Origin of the sequence: Micromonospora sp. HNM0581, assembly GCF_012726175.1 — a bacterium.
GTDB lineage: Bacteria > Actinomycetota > Actinomycetes > Mycobacteriales > Micromonosporaceae > Micromonospora.
The window spans coordinates 173,511-191,303 of sequence record NZ_JAASAD010000009.1 but is presented as its reverse complement, the minus strand read 5'-3'; the positions used below and the strand labels follow the sequence as shown (position 1 = coordinate 191,303).

The 17,793-nt window shown below is 70.8% G+C and carries 15 protein-coding genes; 8 read left to right on the top strand and 7 right to left on the bottom strand.

The genetic code is table 11. The features are described from left to right. Window positions 1–141: 141 nt before the first annotated feature. Entirely contained in the window at window positions 142–3,063 is a 2,922-nt protein-coding gene (secA, locus tag HCA58_RS13870; RefSeq protein ID WP_169598232.1) for a preprotein translocase subunit SecA, read from the bottom strand. Window positions 3,064–3,232: 169 nt separating this feature from the next. Between secA and HCA58_RS13865 the strand changes: the two genes are divergently transcribed. Continuing rightward, a complete protein-coding gene (locus tag HCA58_RS13865) occupies window positions 3,233–4,387 on the top strand; it encodes a GNAT family N-acetyltransferase (RefSeq protein WP_169598231.1) in 1,155 nt (384 codons plus the stop codon). 141 nt (window positions 4,388–4,528) lie between these two features. Here the strand turns inward: HCA58_RS13865 and raiA are convergent, their stop codons facing one another. The 5 genes from raiA to mtrA all read right to left on the bottom strand — a co-directional run bounded on the left by raiA (window position 4,529) and on the right by mtrA (window position 10,402). Next, a complete protein-coding gene (gene raiA, locus HCA58_RS13860) occupies window positions 4,529–5,179 on the bottom strand; it encodes a ribosome-associated translation inhibitor RaiA (RefSeq protein ID WP_169598230.1) in 651 nt (216 codons plus the stop codon). Window positions 5,180–5,425: 246 nt separating this feature from the next. Next, window positions 5,426–6,127, bottom strand: coding sequence for a phosphoribosyltransferase family protein (locus HCA58_RS13855; protein ID WP_169598229.1), 702 nt, complete (start codon window positions 6,125–6,127; stop codon window positions 5,426–5,428). Window positions 6,128–6,133: 6 nt separating this feature from the next. Beyond that, complete coding sequence (locus HCA58_RS13850) at window positions 6,134–7,933, bottom strand: LpqB family beta-propeller domain-containing protein (protein ID WP_169598228.1); 1,800 nt, start codon at window positions 7,931–7,933, stop codon at window positions 6,134–6,136. Continuing rightward, window positions 7,930–9,636 (bottom strand): MtrAB system histidine kinase MtrB, encoded by a 1,707-nt coding sequence (gene mtrB / locus HCA58_RS13845; RefSeq protein ID WP_205808616.1) that lies wholly within the window; start codon window positions 9,634–9,636, stop codon window positions 7,930–7,932. The genes HCA58_RS13850 and mtrB overlap by 4 nt, the downstream gene beginning before the upstream one ends. A gap of 76 nt (window positions 9,637–9,712) precedes the next feature. After that, window positions 9,713–10,402 carry an MtrAB system response regulator MtrA gene (gene mtrA, locus HCA58_RS13840; protein WP_169598227.1) on the bottom strand — a complete coding sequence of 230 codons (690 nt, stop codon included), beginning with the start codon at window positions 10,400–10,402 and terminating at the stop codon, window positions 9,713–9,715. 206 nt (window positions 10,403–10,608) lie between these two features. Between mtrA and HCA58_RS13835 the strand changes: the two genes are divergently transcribed. From HCA58_RS13835 to HCA58_RS13815, 5 genes are read left to right on the top strand one after another with little or no spacing between them, the layout of a single operon-like run. Continuing rightward, entirely contained in the window at window positions 10,609–11,451 is an 843-nt protein-coding gene (locus HCA58_RS13835; protein ID WP_169598226.1) for a hypothetical protein, read from the top strand. Beyond that, a complete protein-coding gene (locus HCA58_RS13830) occupies window positions 11,448–12,023 on the top strand; it encodes a DUF4129 domain-containing protein (RefSeq protein WP_169598225.1) in 576 nt (191 codons plus the stop codon). Before HCA58_RS13835 ends, HCA58_RS13830 begins: the two co-directional genes overlap by 4 nt. Further along, window positions 12,020–13,429 carry a DUF4350 domain-containing protein gene (locus HCA58_RS13825; protein WP_205808526.1) on the top strand — a complete coding sequence of 470 codons (1,410 nt, stop codon included), beginning with the start codon at window positions 12,020–12,022 and terminating at the stop codon, window positions 13,427–13,429. The genes HCA58_RS13830 and HCA58_RS13825 overlap by 4 nt, the downstream gene beginning before the upstream one ends. An 11-nt stretch (window positions 13,430–13,440) precedes the next feature. Next, window positions 13,441–14,412 (top strand): MoxR family ATPase, encoded by a 972-nt coding sequence (locus HCA58_RS13820; RefSeq protein WP_169598260.1) that lies wholly within the window; start codon window positions 13,441–13,443, stop codon window positions 14,410–14,412. Beyond that, a complete protein-coding gene (locus tag HCA58_RS13815) occupies window positions 14,409–15,749 on the top strand; it encodes a DUF58 domain-containing protein (protein WP_169598224.1) in 1,341 nt (446 codons plus the stop codon). The genes HCA58_RS13820 and HCA58_RS13815 overlap by 4 nt, the downstream gene beginning before the upstream one ends. On the opposite strand, the gene HCA58_RS13810 is transcribed toward HCA58_RS13815, so the two are convergent. Next, window positions 15,686–16,651: a stage II sporulation protein M gene (locus HCA58_RS13810; protein WP_169598223.1), complete on the bottom strand. Its 966-nt coding sequence runs from the start codon at window positions 16,649–16,651 to the stop codon at window positions 15,686–15,688. The genes HCA58_RS13815 and HCA58_RS13810 overlap by 64 nt on opposite strands. A 41-nt stretch (window positions 16,652–16,692) precedes the next feature. Here HCA58_RS13810 and HCA58_RS13805 point away from each other — a divergent pair, with 41 nt between their 5' ends. Continuing rightward, window positions 16,693–17,586: an RDD family protein gene (locus HCA58_RS13805; RefSeq protein WP_346775982.1), complete on the top strand. Its 894-nt coding sequence runs from the start codon at window positions 16,693–16,695 to the stop codon at window positions 17,584–17,586. Then, window positions 17,583–17,738: a hypothetical protein gene (locus HCA58_RS13800; protein WP_169598222.1), complete on the top strand. Its 156-nt coding sequence runs from the start codon at window positions 17,583–17,585 to the stop codon at window positions 17,736–17,738. Before HCA58_RS13805 ends, HCA58_RS13800 begins: the two co-directional genes overlap by 4 nt. The last annotated feature ends 55 nt before the right edge of the window (window positions 17,739–17,793 follow it).

Genomic DNA, 17,793 nt, shown 5'->3' with positions numbered 1-17,793 from the left:
CGGCTGCGGTGCGCACCTCGCCCGACTCGCCGCCACCGAAACAAGCCGGACGAGACCACGCCCGATCCAGGGCCAGTGGCCACGAACCGCAGACGTGGCCACTGCCCGGCGATCGGGCGCGGTTTCGAAGCCGGACGGATCCTAGTCGGCCGAAGTGCCGCCGGGCGCGCCATGGCAGCGCTTGTACTTGCGCCCCGAGCCACACGGGCACGGTGCGTTACGGGAAGGGCCGTTGCTGGCACTCGCCTGCCCCGGCGCCGGCTGCCGGGCGTTGCCGACCGGGACCGCCGGACCGCGTAGACCGCCAGCCGGGCGCTGCGGCGCGGTCGGCGCCGTGCGTCCCGGCGTCGCCGGGGTGGACTGGTCCGGCCGGCCGATACCGAGCGCCGGAGCCCGCTGCTCCTCCCGCTGCACGGCGACGGCACCGGCCTCACCGTCGATGGTCGGCGCGGAATACTGGAGCCCCTGCTGCTGCGGTGCACGACCCAGGCCCTTGGCGCGGATCTCCACCGGCTTGTCCAGCAGCTTGACCTCCTCGGCCTCCTGCTCCGGCTCGTTTACCTGCACCTCAAGGTTGTAGAGGAAACCGACAGTCTCCTCCTTGATGCCGTCCATCATGGTGGCGAACATGTCGAAGCCCTCGCGCTGGTATTCCACCACCGGGTCGCGCTGGGCGTAGGCCCGCAGCGTGATGCCCTCCTGGAGGTAATCCATCTCGTAGAGGTGCTCACGCCACTTACGGTCGATGACCTGGAGCAACACCATCCGCTCCAACTGTCGGGTGCCCTCCTCGCCGAGCTGCTCCTCACGCCTGTCGTACGCGGCGTTCGCGTCCTCCTTGAGCCGGGCGAGCAGGAAGTCGGCGTCGATGCTGGCCCGGGATCCGCCAGCCTCCTCCTCCAGCCCCTCGATGGTGATGCCCACCGGATAGAGCTGCTTCAGGCTCGACCACAACTGTTCGAAATCCCAGTCCTCGGCGTAGCCGTCCGAGGTGGCCCCCCGTACGTACGCCTCGATCGTGTCGTCGATCATGTTGCGTACCTGCTCGGAGAGGTCCTCACCGTTGAGTACGCGCAGCCGCTCGGCATAGATCACCTGGCGCTGCTTGTTCATGACCTCGTCGTACTTCAGGACGTTCTTGCGGATCTCGGCGTTCTGCCCCTCGATCTGGGCCTGGGCGCTCTTGATCTGGCGGGTGACCATCTTCGACTCGATGGGCACATCCTCCGGGATGTTGAAGCGGTCCATGACCGCCTCCACCGCACCCGAACGGAAGCGTTTCATCAACTCGTCCTGCAACGACAGGTAGAACCGCGACTCACCCGGGTCGCCCTGCCGACCGGACCGGCCGCGCAGCTGGTTGTCGATCCGTCGGGACTCGTGCCGCTCGGTGCCCAGCACGTAGAGCCCACCGGCGGCAGCGACCTCATCGGCCTCGGCGTCGCAGGCCTGCTTCCAGTTTGGTAGCACCTCTTCCAGGGCCTTGTCGTACTCCTCCGGGTTCTCCAGCGGGTCCAGACCGCGCTGGCGCAGCTCGTTGGCCGCGAGAAACTCGGGGTTGCCGCCGAGCAGGATGTCGGTGCCCCGGCCCGCCATGTTGGTGGCCACCGTGACCGCGCCCCTGCGCCCGGCCTGGGCGACGATCTCCGCCTCCCGGGCGTGGAACTTCGCGTTCAGCACCGAGTGCGGGATGCCCCGACGCCGCAGCAACTGGGACAGGATCTCGGAATTCTCCACGGAGACCGTGCCGACAAGCACCGGCTGACCTGCCTGGTGCCGCTCGGCGATGTCCTCGATCACCGCGTTGAACTTGGCCTTCTCGGTCTTGTAGATGACGTCGGCCCGGTCCTCGCGGACCATCGGCCGGTGGGTCGGGATGGTCACCACCCCGACCTTGTAGACCTTGTTGAACTCGCCAGCCTCGGTCTGCGCCGTACCGGTCATGCCGGCGAGCTTGTCGTAGAGGCGGAAATAGTTCTGCAGGGTGATGGTGGCCAGGGTCTGGTTCTCCTGCTTGATCTCCACCCCCTCCTTGGCCTCGATCGCCTGGTGCATGCCCTCGTTGTACCGACGGCCATGCAGGATGCGGCCGGTGAACTCGTCGACGATCAGGACCTCGCCGTCGCTGACGATGTAGTCCTTGTCGCGCTTGTACAGCTCCTTGGCCTTGATCGCGTTGTTCAGGTAGCCGACAAGCGGGGTGTTCACCGACTCGTACAGGTTGTCGATGCCGAGCCGGTCCTCGACCTTGGCCACGCCCCGCTCGGTGACCGCGATGGTGCGCTTGGCGTAGTCGACCTCATAGTCACCCGCGCCGTCCTTGCCCGACTGGAGACGGGCCACCACAGCGGCGAACTCGCCGTACCAGCGGGCGGAGTGCTCGGCCGGGCCGGAGATGATCAGCGGGGTCCGGGCCTCGTCGATCAGGATGGAGTCGACCTCGTCGACCACGGCGAAGTTGTGGCCACGCTGGACCAGATCGTCCTTCGACCAGGCCATGTTGTCGCGCAGGTAGTCGAAACCGAACTCGTTGTTCGTGCCGTAGGTGATGTCGCACTCGTAGGCCGTGCGGTGCTCGGCCGCCGGCCGGTTGGGCAGCACCACCCCGACGGTCAGGCCGAGGAACTCGTGTACCCGGCCCATCCAGGCGGCGTCCCGCTGGGCCAGGTAGTCGTTGACCGTGACGACGTGTACGCCCGCGCCGGATAACGCATTGAGATAGACAGGCATCACCGAGGTGAGGGTCTTGCCCTCACCGGTCTTCATCTCGGCGATATTGCCGAAGTGCAGCGCCGCGCCACCCATCACCTGCACGTCGTACGGCCGCTGACCGAGCACCCGGGCTGCTGCCTCCCGGCAGACCGCGAACGCCTCGGGAAGCAGGTCGTCAAGGGTCTCGCCGTCGGCGAGGCGCTCCTTGAACTGTTCGGTCATGTCGCGCAACTCGTCGTCGGTGAGGTTGACGTAGTCGTCCTCGATCGAGTTGACGGCGGCGGCTATCGCCTTGAGGCGGCGCACCATACGCCCCTCGCCCGCACGGAGGACCTTTTCCAGAATCGACACGGATCAACGCTCCCCTAGACAGTCTCGAACCATCGTAGGCGTTCCATCGGGCGGATGGTCACTGGTGGCGGTGGTCGACACCCGCGAAACCGACATAACACCTCCGGCTTTCGTTCGCGTCCGGGTTATCTGGTTACGCCATGGGCGAACGATCCGGCACGATGGCCCGGTGGAGCCCGTGGAGATCACCGAGGACGGTCTGCTGCTACGGCCGTGGCGAGCATCCGACGCGGACACCGTGTACCGCGCCTGCCAGGATCCGGCCATCCAGCGCTGGACGGCGGTACCGAGCCCGTACCGGGTCGAAGACGCCCAGAACTTCGTCGGCTCGTACGCCCCGACGGTGTGGGCCACCGGCTCGGGCGCGCCGTTCGCGGTCTGCGACGCCGCGTCCGGGGAACTGCTCGGCTCCTGCGGCCTCATCTCGATCGACCAGGCCCGGCGCAGTGGCGAGGTCGGCTACTGGACCGCTCCCTGGGCTCGGGGACGCGGCGTCGCCGTCCGCGCCACCCGGGCGACAGCCCGATGGGCCTTCGACACGTTGGCGCTACGCCACCTGCTCTGGCGGGCCGAACTCGGCAACCACGCCTCGCGCCTGGTCGCCCTGCGCGCCGGCTTCCGAGTCGAGGGTCGACTACGGTCGGCCCACCGGGCCGCGCCAGGCTGGCGACCGGGATGGATCGGCTCGCTGCTGCCCGAGGAGCTTGCCGGTCCGGGTGCCGACGGCCCGGCCGGGCCGGGCACGCTCCCCGCCCTACGGGCCGCGGTTTTCGGCCGGCCGCAGCCCACCCTCTTCACCAACGCCGCGAAGCACGAAATTCGGTTGCGGCCCATGGACGAGCACGACCTCGACGCGGTCGTGGACACCTGCCGGGATCCGGACACGCTGCGCTGGACGAACGTACCGAAGGACTACGGGCTTGCGGACGCCGAGTCGTTCCTGACGTTCTGCACTGCGGGTTGGGCGGGAGCGACGTCCGCCAGCTTCGTGATCGCCGACCCGTCGGACCGCTATGCCGGCTCCATCGATCTGCGGTTGTCGGACACCGACCCACTGCTCGCCGACGTGGGTTTCATGACCGCACCACACGCGCGGGGCCGGGGTTACCAACCCGCGGCACTGGCGGCCCTCTGCACCTGGGGCTTCGCCGCCCTCGGGCTGGCGCGGGTGGAGTGGCGGGCGAACGTCGGCAACGTCGCCTCCCGACGGGCTGCCGAGAAGGCCGGCTTCGTGCTGGAGGGGACTGCCAGGCGGGCCCTCAACCACCGTGGCGACCGGGTCGACGCCTGGGTGGGCGCACTACTCGCGGAGGATCTGGTGTGACCTGGGGCCGGTGGCCGGGCCGACTCGACGGTCCACGGCCTGCCGCCGACGGACCCACCCGGTTGACACCTGGCCTCGTCGGTCCGTCGGCATCGGCGGCTCGGGGTCGGTCAGACGCCGCCCCCGAGCCCGCCGTCACGGTCAGATGTCCAGCGAGATGATGCCGTAGTCGTAGGCGTGCCGCCGGTAGACGACACTCGGACGGCCGGATTCCTTGTCCTGGAAGAGATAGAAGTCGTGGCCCACCAGTTCCATCTGGAACAGCGCGTCGTCGATGGTCATCGGCTCGGCCGGGTGCACCTTCTCCCGGGCGATGTGCCACGGCTGGTCGTCGGCGTACTCCTCGTCGGGGCGCTCGGCCAACGCGGTGGCGCTGCTGGTCTGCGCGGCGGCGCTGCTGGTCTGCGCGGGGGCGGATAGCGCGGGCAGGTCGGTCACCGGCAGGCCGGCGGTCGCGGCGGCGACCGACAGCGGCGCATGCCGGCCACGGTGCACCCGGCGCCGGTCTGCCGCGCGCCGCAGGCGGGAGTCGAGCTTGGCGATCGCCGAGTCCAGCGCGCTGTAGAAGTCGCTGGTGCAGGCCTCGGCCCGGATCACCGGGCCACGGGAACAGCAGGTGATCTCCACCCGCTGACAGTGATCGGCCTGGCGCGGGTTGCGCTCGTGGAACAGTTCGACATCGACACGAATGAGCTTGTGGTCGTAGCGTTCGATCTTCGCAAGCTTGTCAGCTACGTGCACCCGGTAATGGTCCGGCACTTCGACGTTACGGCCCTTGACCACGATGTCCATGTGACCTCCCTCTTTCGGACGGTCTTCGATCCGGAAATCCGGTCGCGCCCGGGGACGGCCCCGTTCGGCGTCGACCGGTCAGTGCGGCTACGCCTCCTCTCACCGCCAGGGGTGGATGGCTGGCCTTCCTACCCCAGACAGCCAAACGCTAACTCCTGTTGGCCCGACAGTCACCCCTGGTTGCCGGGACTGCCCGGAAAATTTCCACACCTCGTACACGAAAGGGCGAAACGGAAACACGATCGGTTACTGTTGTTGCCTTTTCCGTGTCGTCGCAGCCAGCACTGCGGCGCCGTGCGGCGACAGCCCCCGCTCACTCAGCACCCGACTGATCGCCGCCAGGGTGGCACCGGTGGTGACGATGTCATCGAGCAACACCACCCGAGCCCCCTCGACAACCCCGACCCGACCCGATCGGGCCCGGAAGCCGGCCGCAGCCGCCGCGGCCCGGCCAGCGCTGTCGAGCGTGACCGAATCCGGCCGTGGCAGAGCGCGTACCGCGTGGTGCACTTGCACCCGCCAGCCCGCATCGCGCAACCGACGGGCACAGTGCCGGGCCAACCGGCCCAGATGGTCGCCGTAGCGGGCCCGGGCCGCCGCCGGGGTGTCCGGCACCGGCACCAGCGCCACCGGCCCCACCGGGCCGACCGCCGCGGCGACGACCTCGGCGAGCAACGCACCGAGCGGCCGCGCCAGACCGTGCCGGCCGTGGTCCTTGTACGCCAGCAGGGCCTCCCGAAGCGGCCCGTCATAACCGCCCAGGGCGTGACACTGCGGCAGACCCGGCGGAGCCGGGACCGGCCGCACCGGGCCGGGACGCAGCGCCCGGAGCGCGCGGACGCAGCCCGGGCAGACACCGTGCCGCAGCCCCTGGCGACGTAACCGGCATCCGGCACACTCGGTGGGCAGCACCAGGTCTGCCAGGTCCGCCCAAAGCCCGCCCGTCATGGCTGTTCAGTAGAGGAAGACGGGCGCGGTGGGGTTGCCTGGCCGTACCCCCGTCGGCGGCGGCGTCACGTCCTGGACCTGGTCCCGGTTGATACGGTCGAACGGGTTGCTGCGGTAGGCGACCCCGTTGGCTTCGTACATGAACGAGCCGGCCAGCGGGGAGCGCTCAGCAACGGCCGGGTACGCGGCAAGGTGGTCGACCTGACTGCCCGTGTCCTCCCGCAACGGAGTCTCCAAGGCACCGTCCACGCTCACGTCGTAGATCGCCGGTCGGCCGGCCGCGCCGGCCACCAGCAGGCGGTTCGCCGCCGACCAGTCCACCGCGGTGGCGTCGCGCAGCGAGCTGACCAACCGCCGGGCCGGGCCGACGGTGGGTACCCCACCCTCCCAGTTGATCGCGGCGACATGCAGCGCACCGTCGACGATGAGCGCGAGCCGGTGCCCGTCCAGGGCCGCCGCCACCGCGGTGACCTGGCCCGGCAGGCCAAGCTGTACCTGGCGCGTCACCGCCTGACCGTCGAAACGGTACAACCGGCCGTCGGCAACCACCAGCCCGGCCGGGCCGGCCCCGTCGCTGCGGATCCAGACCGGGCGGCTCATCGCGGCGTACCTGTTGGTATCGGTGGTGAGGGTCTGCACCTCACCACCACTGCGCCCGACTGCCAGCCGCTGCCGTCCGTCCTCACCAGCCACCACAACCGCGACCAGGACGTCGGTGCCGACTCGGCGCAGCCCGGCGGAGAGGATGTCGTGATTCACCTCAGGTGCCAGCGGCACCGAGCCGGCGGCCTCGCCGGCCACGGTGAGCGCATGGATGGCCCCCTCGTAGACGCAGTACCGACGCGCGCTGACCTCGACCAGGTCCAGCGGATTCACTCTGCGTTGCTCCGCGAGGTCGATCACCTTGCGGGACTGGTTGAGGATCTTCACCTCCACGGTGCCGTGCAGTTCCCTCAGGGACCATGCCACCTGGGTGCCGAACTGCTCCAGCCGCCGCTCGTCGGCGCCCGGCATGTCGAGGTTGACCTCCCACCGGCCATCCGAGCCGGTGGCATTGTTGATCATTTCGGTACGGTCGGGAAGGCCGGAGACACCGAAACGCAGCCAGTCCGACGGGCCGGCGGTCAGCCAGCGGATAACCTCGCTGACCCGCCGCTCGGGCGGTACGGCCGAGGAAAGATAGCGCTGGTCGGGGACGAGTCGGGTGCGGTCGGAGTTCCAGAAGTAGATGGCCTCGGCCTGGTAGTACCGGCGCAGCGCGTCGTCACTGAGCAGTAACACGTTCGGCGGGTCACTGACGTAGTAGCCGGCGTCGTCCTCACCCACCGGACCGGCACTGATCAACCGGAACTCGTACGTCGACTCGGTAGCCACCGGCGGCACCAGCATCCCGTTGGCGCGCAGCAGGCCAACCTGCTGCACGCTGATGGTCACCTTCATGCTGTCCACGTCCGGTTCGATCACCGGGTCGTCGGCGAGCCGCACCACCGACAGCGCCACCTCGCTGCCCTGCTTGTCCGGCAGCACGTCGCGTTCCGCGGTCGCGACGAACCGTTTGACCCGCTCGTACGCCCGGTCCGGCTCGCCAGCCGCAGCAGCCAGGAAGTTGCGCACGAACGCCTCGGCGTCGCCGCCGCTGGCCTCCCGGGTCGGAGGCTCGGTGCCGCGCCCCAGCGACCAGTTCGTCTCCGCAGCCGGCCCACGCTGCTCGATGTGCACCTCGCTGCGGTCGGGAATTCCGCAGCCGACGGCGACGCCCAGGACCAGCACCCCGGCGAGGACTCCGGTCAGCAGCCGCCGCGTCACGAGCCCACCTCCGCGCGCCGCTGTTCGGTCGGCTGCACCGCGTCCGGGGCCGGACCGACGGCGAGCGTGCCGGCCGGGCCCGGGCCGATGGCCAGCAGCCCCCCGGCTGGCACGCCGCCGAACGGCAGCGCGACGTCAGCCGGTACCAGCCGCAGCGGCGAAGTGGTCAGCCGGTCCCCGGCACGTGCCGGAAGGGTCAGCCGGAACTGCGCGCCCTGCCCCGGCGCGCCCCACGCCTCGAGCCAGCCACCATGCAGTCGGGCGTCCTCCAGGCTGATCGACAGCCCCAACCCGGTACCGCCGGTCTGTCGCGCCCGCGACGGGTCCGCCCGCCAGAACCGATTGAAGACCAGCTTCTCCTCGCCCGGCTTCAGCCCGACTCCGTGGTCGCGGACGGTCAGCGCGACCGCGGTCTCGTCCACCCCCAGCGTGATCCGTACCGGCTGGCCCTCACCGTGCTCGACGGCGTTGCCGACCAGGTTTCGCAGCACCCGTTCCACCCGTCGCGGGTCGATCTCGGCGATCACCGGGGCCGCCGGGACATCCAGCTCGATGGTCACACCTACCCGCTCGGCAAGGCCGGTGAGCCGGTCAGCGACCCGGTGGACCACCGGTACCAGGTCGGTCGGCTCGGCGTCGAGCACGGCGAAACCCGCGTCGAACCGGCTGATCTCCAGCAGGTCGGTCAGCAGTTCCTCGAAGCGGTCCAGTTCGGCCTGGAGCAGCTCAGCGCTGCGCGCCACCGCCGGATCGAACTCGTCGCGTTCAGCGAAGATCAGGTCAGCGGCCATCCGTACCGTGGTCAGCGGGGTCCGCAGTTCGTGCGACACGTCGGAGGTGAACCGGCGCTGCAACCGGGACATCTCCTCCAGCCGCAGAATCTGTCGCTGCAGGTTGGTGGCCATCTGGTTGAACGATGCCGCGAGCAGCGCCAGGTCGTCCTCGCCGTTGACGACCATCCGCTGGTCGAGCAGGCCGGCCGAGAGCCGTTGGGCGGTCCGGGCAGCCACCCGTACCGGGAGCACCACCAGCCGGGTCACCAACGCGGCGAGCAGGCCCAGCAACAGCACCAGGGCGACCCCGGTGGCCACCACGGTGGCCCGTGCCTGCGCGGCAGTGGTGTCCTGCAGGGTCAGCGGCACGAAATAGTAGAGCTCCACCTGACCGAACCGGGTCGGCACCGGCGAGCCGTAGACGAGGTATTTCGTCTCGGCGTCCCCGGTGAGCCGGCCGGTGCGGATCTGGTTGGCCACGTTGCCGTCGGCGACCGCAGCGCGCAGCTCTGGGCTGATCAGGGGCCGGACGTTCACCGACGGTGAGGTGCGGGCCTCGATCACCCCCGGCCAGTTGTCCGCCGTGAGGGCCACCACCACCCCGCTGTTCTGCTGGGGGTCACCGCCGGCGAGGTAGTTGACCGTGCCGTCGATCGTCTCCTGGAGCTGGGCCTCCTGGGGCTGGCTGTAGAGGCTGAACTGTTTGGCTGCGTACTCCGCACCGTTGAGCAGCCGCAACTGGACATCGGTCTTGGCGTTTTCGAGCAAGATGCTCGTGATCTTGTCCGCGACCAGGTAGGCGAAGCCCCCGACCAGCAGGCTAGACGTCACCAACGTGATGGTCACCACCCGTACCTGCAACGACCGACGCCAGGTCTGGTGCAGCCTCGTCACTGATCGGGCCAGCCGGCCCGTCACCCCACGCCACAGGTTCCGCCCGGCGCCGTCGCGGCGGGAGGTCGGGTCAAGATCGGGGATCGGGGAGGTGGTCACAGTGCGGCCAAGGCTAGCCGGTACCCGCCTTGTAGCCCACGCCGCGAACGGTGAGGATGACTTCGGGCCGCTCCGGATCTGGTTCGATCTTGGCGCGCAGCCGCTGTACGTGCACGTTAACCAGCCGGGTGTCCGCCGCGTGCCGGTATCCCCAGACCTGCTCCAACAGCACCTCCCGGGTGAACACCTGACGCGGTTTGCGGGCGAGCGCTACGAGCAGGTCGAACTCCAGCGGCGTCAGCTTCACCTCCTCACCGTTGCGGCTGACCGTGTGCGCCGGCACGTCGATGGTGATCTGGTTGCCGGGCGGGCCGATGGTGAGCAGCTCCGGCGCGGCGTCCTCACCGCGGCGCAGCCGAGCCCGCATCCGCGCCACCAGCTCCTTCGGCTTGAACGGCTTGACCACGTAGTCGTCGGCGCCCGACTCCAGACCGAGCACGACATCGACCGTGTCGCTCTTGGCGGTCAGCATCACGATCGGCACTCCGGACTCGCCCCGGATCGCCCGCGCCACGTCTATGCCGCTCATTCCGGGCAACATCAGGTCAAGCAGGACGATGTCGGGCCGATTGTCACGGAACGCGGCCAACGCCCGTTCTCCGTCCGCCACGAACGAGGGCATGAATCCTTCACTGCGCAGCACGATGCCGAGCATCTCGGCGAGCGCAGGGTCGTCGTCGACCACCAGTACCCGGGCTCTCATGGGGTTAATGGTTCCATCCCGTCAGTTCGGTGGGCTCGCGTCACCCGCACGCTACTGCCGTCAGGTGGGCCGTGCCCAGCACCGCGCGGTCGTACCGCCCACACGTGCCACCCGGGGCGGGTCCGCACCCTGGACGACGGCACGTGTCAACATGATCCCCGGACGCGTCGCAGCGCGCCACCACCACCGCCTCACCAGGAGTACGCGTGCCCGGAACAGGCCCGACCGTCGTACTCCCCGGTCGCCCGCTCACCGTCGGGGAGCTGTTCGACTCCGCGGTCCTGCTGCTGCGCGGGCAGGCGTCGATCCTGCTCCCGCTCGCCACCGTGCTGACCGCCGCCGAACAACTCGTGCTGCTGCCCCTACGGACTGCAGTGGGGGCCACCGGGCCGCTGTGGTGGGCGTCCGACTTCGGCGATCTTGAAATCTTCTGGTTCCTGCTCGCCCTCGGCGCGGCAACCGAAGCGATGATCATTCTGCTGCTCGGCAACCCGGCCGGACGCGCCGCCGCCCACGCACTCGTCGGCCGCCGCTTCACCGCCTCCGACGCGTGGGGCTCCGGTGGCCGCTGGGGCGCCACCGCCCTGCTCTGCGCCGCCGTCGGCGCCATCATGCTGCTCGCGTCCCTGCTGGGCCCGGTCTGGTTCCTCGGGTTCGCGCTGTCGGGCGCGGTGGCCTCGACCCTCGCGGTCGACCGGGTCGCACCGGTACGCGCGGTCAAACGCTCCGTCGCGCTCGCGTTGCGCCACGGCGGACGGGCCGCCGCGCTGCGGACACTCGCCTACCTCATCTGGTGGATCATCCGGGTCGGGCTCAGCTGGGGGACGTTCACCGGACTGACCGCACTGGGCCTGATCCCCCAAAGCTGGGCCGCAGCCGCCGCGATGCTGGTCTGGACGGCCGTCAACGCGGTCGCCTACGCCGCGCTGGCCTGCCTCGACGCGGTCGCGCACCTGGAGACCCGCATCCGCAGCGAGGGCCTGGACATCCGGCTCGCCCGCGCCTGCGGCGCACCGCGTACCACGGAACTGCTGGTGACCGGCGGATGAGCTTCAGCCGATGGTGGACCGAGACCATCGCCGCCCTCGGCGACCACCTGCCGCTGCCACTGGCCGCACTGCTGCTGGTGCTGGCCACCGCGCTCACCGCGACCGCCTGGTACACCTTCCCTGCCTGGCTGCCCCGCCGACGTCCCTCCCCACACCGACGCCGCGCCACCAGGGTCGGGGAACATACCGCGCAGACCACTCCGTCGGCCCTCGACATCCCACCGCCGGCCGCCGGTCCGGTCGGCACCGCCCCGGCGGCCGACCGGTTGGCCGCCGAGGGCCGCTACGCCGAGGCGGTCCGCGAGCGGCTACGGGTCATGTTCCACCAACTCACCGACCGGCACGTGGTGCAGGTCCGACCCGGCATGACCGTCGCCGAGGTGGTCGCCGAAGCCGCCGTCAACCATCCGCCGGCCGGGCCGCCGCTGACCGCCGCAGCCGACATCTTCTCGCAGGTGTGGTACGCCCGCCGCCCGGCCACCACCGAGCACGATCACCAGATGCGCGACCACGCACTTCAGCTCGGGGACCTGCTCGAGGCGACCGCACCACGCCAGGGCGACGACCGGTGAACACACCCGTGCGCCACCACCGGATCATGATTCCGGTCCTGGTGGGGATGGTGCTGCTGGCCATCACCCTTGTCACCCGTGAGATCGACCAGTCGGACCAGACCGACCGGGGCTTCCTCTCCCCCGTGGTGACCGGCGAGCACGGGGGCAGTCGGCTCGCCGCGAGCCTGCGCGGACGCGGGGTGCTGGTGCAGCGGGAGACCGACACGCTCCGGGCGTTGCTGGCGACCCGACCCGGCCCGGCCACCCTGTTCGTCCCGGCACCCGAGTTGCTGCATCCACGCACCGTCAGCTACCTGGGTCTGTTGCCCGGAGGCACCCGGCTGGTGTTGGTCGACCCGCCCCGGCGGGTGCTGGCCGCCGCCGGACTGCCGTTGCGCCCGACAGACCGGCGGTGGGCGACCCAGGTCGTGTCGCCGCACGGCGTCGACCGGCCCTGCCCACTGGCCGAGGTCGCACCGGACGCCACCGCCGCCGTCGCCCGCCAGCGGTACGCACCGACCGGCGCCCCCGGCAGCGTCGATCTCTGCTATGCCGGAGGTCTGGCCCGCCTACCCGGAGCTGCCGAGAGCGTGGTGGTGGGTGCCAGCGACCCGTTCCGCAACGGCCGGATCGGCGAGTGGAACAACCTCGCCTTCGCCGCCGGACTGCTCGCCACCTCCGGGCGGGTGGTCTGGCTGGATCTGGACGGCCCCGCACCCCCGCCACCCGAACGCAGCCCTGCCGCGACCCGGCCCCAGTCGGACCGCGACGACGGCCTGGACGGATCCGACGGTCAAGGGGACCCGGACCACGAAGGCAACGACGCAACGGCACCGGAGGGCCGTCCGGACGGACCGGAACCCGGACTCGGCGGACGAGCCACAGCCGGGGAACCGAACCCGCTCTGGTCCGCTTTTCCGCCCTGGTTCTGGGCGTTGCTGCTGCAACTCGGCTTTGCGGCACTGCTGATGGCCATCGGTCGGGCCCGTCGACTCGGCCCACCCACGCCGGAGCCGTTGCCGCTGTCCGTGCCCGCCGCCGAGACCGTGCTCGGCCGAGGCCGGCTCTACCAGCGGGCGCAGGCCAGGGAGAGCACCGCCCGGGTGCTCCGGACCGCTACGCTCGCCCGGCTGGCACGACGCCTGCACCTGCCCGCCGAGACACCACCGGCCGCCCTCGCCGCCACGGTGGCCGCCGACACCGGTGACCGTCCCACCACCATCCACGAGCTGCTCTACGGCGACACGCCGCGAACCGACCGGCACCTGCTGGAACTGGCCGATGGCCTGGACCGCGTCACGCGTTCGCTGAGCCGGTCCGACCCGCCGGCGCTCGCCGGTGAGTCGAGGTCCACCCCGTCCGCAGCCGACCCGCCCACCCCGCACCGGCTGCCGAAACCCCGATCCGAAGGAGACCCCCGGTGACCCGACCCACGATGACCGTGGACCCGCTGGCCGCCGACCCGACCCGGGCCGCGTTGCATCGGCTACGCGCCGAGGTGGCCAAGGCGGTCGTAGGTCAGGATGGCGTGGTCACCGGGCTGATCGTCGCCCTGCTCTGCCGTGGTCACGTGCTGCTGGAAGGGGTGCCGGGGGTCGCCAAGACGCTGCTGGTGCGTACCGTGGCCGCCGCGCTGGACCTGACGTCACGCCGGGTGCAGTTCACGCCGGACCTGATGCCCGGCGACGTCACCGGATCGATGGTGTTCGACGCGCGAACCGCCGCGTTCACCTTCCGCGAAGGGCCGGTCTTCACCAACCTGCTGCTCGCCGACGAGATCAACCGGACGCCACCGAAAACCCAGTCCGCACTGCTGGAGGTGATGGAGGAAAGGCAGGTCACCGTCGAGGGCGAGCAGCGCGTGCTACCCGACCCGTTCATCGTCGCCGCCACCCAGAACCCGGTGGAGTACGAGGGCACCTACCCGCTGCCGGAGGCCCAACTGGACCGGTTCCTGCTCAAGCTCACCGTGCCGTTGCCCAGCCGGGACGAGGAGCTGGGCGTGCTGCGAGCCCACCACGGCGGCTTCGATCCCAGGAACCTGACCGCTGCCGGCGTACGCCCGGTAGCGGACGCGGCCGAACTCGCCGCCGCGCGGGCGGCGGTGGGCCGGGTGCACGTCGCCGACCAGCTGCTCGGCTACGTGGTCGACCTGTGCCGGGCCACCCGCGCCACCCCGGCACTGGAACTGGGCGCCTCGCCGCGCGGTGCGACAGCCCTGCTCGGCACCGCAAAGGCGTGGGCGTGGTTGAACGGACGCGATCACGTGGAGCCCGACGACGTCAAGGCGATGGCGCGACCCACCCTGCGGCACCGGCTACGCCTACGGCCCGAGGCCGAGTTCGAGGGCGCCGGTGTCGATCCGATCCTCGACACGGTGCTGAACACCGTGCCGACGCCACGATGACCTGGCGGGTGGCGGCGCTGGTCGCGGTGGGTGCGTTGACGCTGCCGCTGTGGCCGGCACCCTTCGTCGGGGTGGTGGTGATGGCCGCTGTGGTACTGCTGCTGGTCGTCGTCGACGTCACGCTCGCCGCTCCGCTGAGAACACTGACCGCCGAACGCGCCGGTGAACGGACCGTACGATTCGGTGGCACCGCCATCGTCGACCTCCACCTGCACAACGGTTCCCACCGGCCACTGCGGGCCGTGGTCCGTGACGCCTGGGTGCCGTCGGCCGGGGCCCGGCCCGAAGTGCCGCCGACCCGGCTGGTGCGCGCCGCACCCGGTGCGGTGCTCACGCTACCCAACCACCTCACTCCCACCCGGCGGGGAGACCGACCTGCAGTGGCGCTGACCGTCCGCTCGTTCGGGCCGCTCGGGCTGGCGTTCCGGCAGCGGGACGGTCGGCCCGCCACGCCACCGTGGACCGTACGGGTGCTACCCCGTTTCGACTCTCGGCGACACCTGCCGGAGCGGCTGTCGCGGCTGCGCGTCATCGACGGCAGCCAACCGGGCCGGGGACGAGGGCCGGGCGCCGAGTTCGACGCGTTACGGGAGTACGTGTCCGGCGACGACGTACGCTCCATCGACTGGCGAGCCAGCGCCCGACGGGCCGAGGTACTCGTCCGCACCTGGCGTCCGGAGCGGGACCGGCAGCTGATCTGCGTACTGGACACCGGGCGTACCTCGGCGGTACGGGTCGGCGACGAACCACGGTTGGACGCCTCCATCGAGGCGGCGCTGTTGCTCGGCGCACTGGCGACGCGGGCCGGCGACCGGGTGGACGTGCTCGCGGTGGACGCGATCACCCGGGCCTCGGTCGGTGGTGTCGAACGACCGGGCCAGTGGAGCCGGCTGGCGCACGCGTTGGCCCCGCTGCAACCCGCGCTGGTGGAGACCGACTTCCGGCTGATCGCCGGCGAGCTGCTCCGACCGTACCGTCCGCGGAGCCTGGTCGTGCTGCTCACCGCCCTGGAACCCGGTGCGCTCGGCGAGGGCCTGCTGCCGGTTCTGCCACGGTTGGCCGCCCGACACCGGGTGTTGGTGGCCGCGGCGCAGGATCCGGTGCTGGCCAGCCTCACCTCCGTAGCCCCGCGGAACCCGGCGGACGCGTACGCCGCGGCAGCCGCCTGGCGTACGTTGGCCGACGGCGACCGCCTCACCCGGACACTCACCCGCCACGACGTCACAGTGGTGGACGCCCCCGCCACCCACCTGGCCCCGGCCCTGGCCGACGCCTACCTGACTCTCAGATCCCCATCCACCCCACCCCGGCCGTGGGGGCCGAGAAGAAGGACGTAGGCGAGGAAGGCCAGCCAGGTGGTGACGCCTATGGCGACGCGTAGGGCGGTCGGCAGCGGAGCGGGGGTGACGAAGGCCTCGATCGCCGCCGAGACGGCGAAGAGGGCGACCAGGCCCACCGCTACCAGAACGCCGTCGCGTCCTGCCCGGGTCACCGCCTGCCCTCGGGTCAACTGCTCCGACGGTGCGATCCACGCCCACCCGACACGCAGCCCGACTCCGGCCGCGACGAACACCCCGGTCAGCTCCAACAGCCCGTGCGGGGTGATCAGGCCGAAGAAGACGTCGCCCCGGCCGTAGGAGACCATCACTCCACCGACCACACCGATGTTCATCGCGTTCTGCCAGAGCAGGTAGCCGACGGGCACGATCAGCACCCCCGCCGCCAGACACTTCGCTGCCAGCCACGCGTTGTGCGTCCACAGGTGGAAGGCGAACGTCGGTGCCGAGAACTCCGTGTAGTAGCCGGCGAAGCCGGACTCGACCAGCTTGGCGGCCTCGTCGTCGCCGACGAACGCCGCCGCCGTCTCCGGATCGTCCGCCACGAACCACATCAGGGCGAAAGTGAGCAGGGTGAAAGTGGTCGCCACCGCACACCACCACGGTGCCGCCCGCCAGATCGCACCGGGCAGGCCCACCAGCAGGAATCGTCGTATGTCCGGCCAGAAGTGACGGGGCCGACCGGTCAGCCGCGCCCGCCCCCGCAACACGGTCTGGGACAGCTCACTCACCAGCGCCGGGTCCGGCGAGCGGCTACGCAGCACCGACAGTTGAGTGGTGGCCCGCTGGTAGAGCGCGACCAGCTCGTCGACCTCGGCCGGGTCGAGCCGACGCTGATCCGAGAGCTGTTTCAGCCGGCGCCACTGCCCGCCGTGCTCCGCGACGTACGCGTCGACATCCACCAGCCACCTCCGATCGCGCGATCATAGTGTTCACTGTCGGGGTGAGCACAGCGGCGCGAGCGTGGGCTGCCCCGAACTGGGGTGACGCCGGGCTGGTCAGCGGCGAAGGTGTCGAGTTGGATGTCCGTGCCGCCCGGATCGGCTCCCGCGCACTCGCTCTCCTGCTCGACGTGCTGGTGCAGCTGGTGGCCGGGCTGCTCCTCGCCGCGCTCACCGGTCTGGTCCTGGCAGCTCTGCCGTACGGGGTCCTCGACGCGGCGATGGAACGAGCCCTGCTCACCGTCGGGCTGGTGCTGCTGCTGGTCGGCTATCCGGTGCTCTGCGAACAGTTCAACGACGGGCGCACACCGGGCAAGGCGGCGGTCGGGCTACGGGTGGTGAGCCTCGACGGCGCCCCAGTCGGGTTCCGGCAGTCGCTGACCCGGGCGCTCGTCGGAGTCGCCGTGGAGTGGCCGGGGCTGGTGTTGCCCCTACTGTCCTGGGCGGTCGGACTGACCGTGATGCTCAGCGACACCCGGGGCAGGCGTCTCGGTGACCTGGCGGCGGGCACCCTAGTGGTGCACACCCGCCCCGCGACGAGGTGGCGGCCGGTCCCGGCGGTCGCGCCGGAGCTGACCGGTTGGGCGTCCTCGCTGGATCTGAGCCGGCTGGACGGGGAGCTGGCGCTGGCCGTCCGGCAGTACCTGGCCAGGGCCGACGATTTCAGCCAGCCGGCGCGCGACGAGTTGGCCCGGCTGCTGTGGCGGCAGGTCGCCGCGGCGACCTGCCCGCCGCCACCGGACGGGCAGCCGGAGGTGACGTACCTGACCGCCGTCATGACCGAGCGGCATCGACGGGCCCGCCGCCTGCTCGCCGGTGAACGTACGCTCACCGAGGCGCTGTGGCCGCAGCTTCGGAGCGTGCCGCCCGACGATCCACCTGGGAGATCGACATGAGGGGACTCGGACCGTGGCTGACGGTGCTGGCGGTGGTGCTGCTGCTCAGCGCGCTGCGGCTGCGCACCCTGGCGGCACTGGTGTCGGTGGCATGGTTGCTCTGGTGTGTCTGGACCTGGATCCGTCCCACCCGCCACCGCCGTCCACGCTGACCCACGTCACGATCACCTCCGGGCCCGGCCGCTACGCGGTCGGCCCCGGAGGTGA

Excerpts from the sequence above, each read along its gene's own strand:
- raiA (WP_169598230.1), bottom strand. The coding sequence starts at position 5,179 with ATGGACATCGTGGTCAAGGGCCGTAACGTCGAAGTGCCGGACCATTAC.
- HCA58_RS13855 (WP_169598229.1), bottom strand. The coding sequence starts at position 6,127 with ATGACGGGCGGGCTTTGGGCGGACCTGGCAGACCTGGTGCTGCCCACC.
- mtrA (WP_169598227.1), bottom strand. The coding sequence starts at position 10,402 with ATGAGAGCCCGGGTACTGGTGGTCGACGACGACCCTGCGCTCGCCGAG.
- HCA58_RS13830 (WP_169598225.1), top strand. The coding sequence starts at position 11,448 with ATGAGCTTCAGCCGATGGTGGACCGAGACCATCGCCGCCCTCGGCGAC.
- HCA58_RS13820 (WP_169598260.1), top strand. The coding sequence starts at position 13,441 with ATGACCGTGGACCCGCTGGCCGCCGACCCGACCCGGGCCGCGTTGCAT.
- HCA58_RS13815 (WP_169598224.1), top strand. The coding sequence starts at position 14,409 with ATGACCTGGCGGGTGGCGGCGCTGGTCGCGGTGGGTGCGTTGACGCTG.
- HCA58_RS13800 (WP_169598222.1), top strand. The coding sequence starts at position 17,583 with ATGAGGGGACTCGGACCGTGGCTGACGGTGCTGGCGGTGGTGCTGCTG.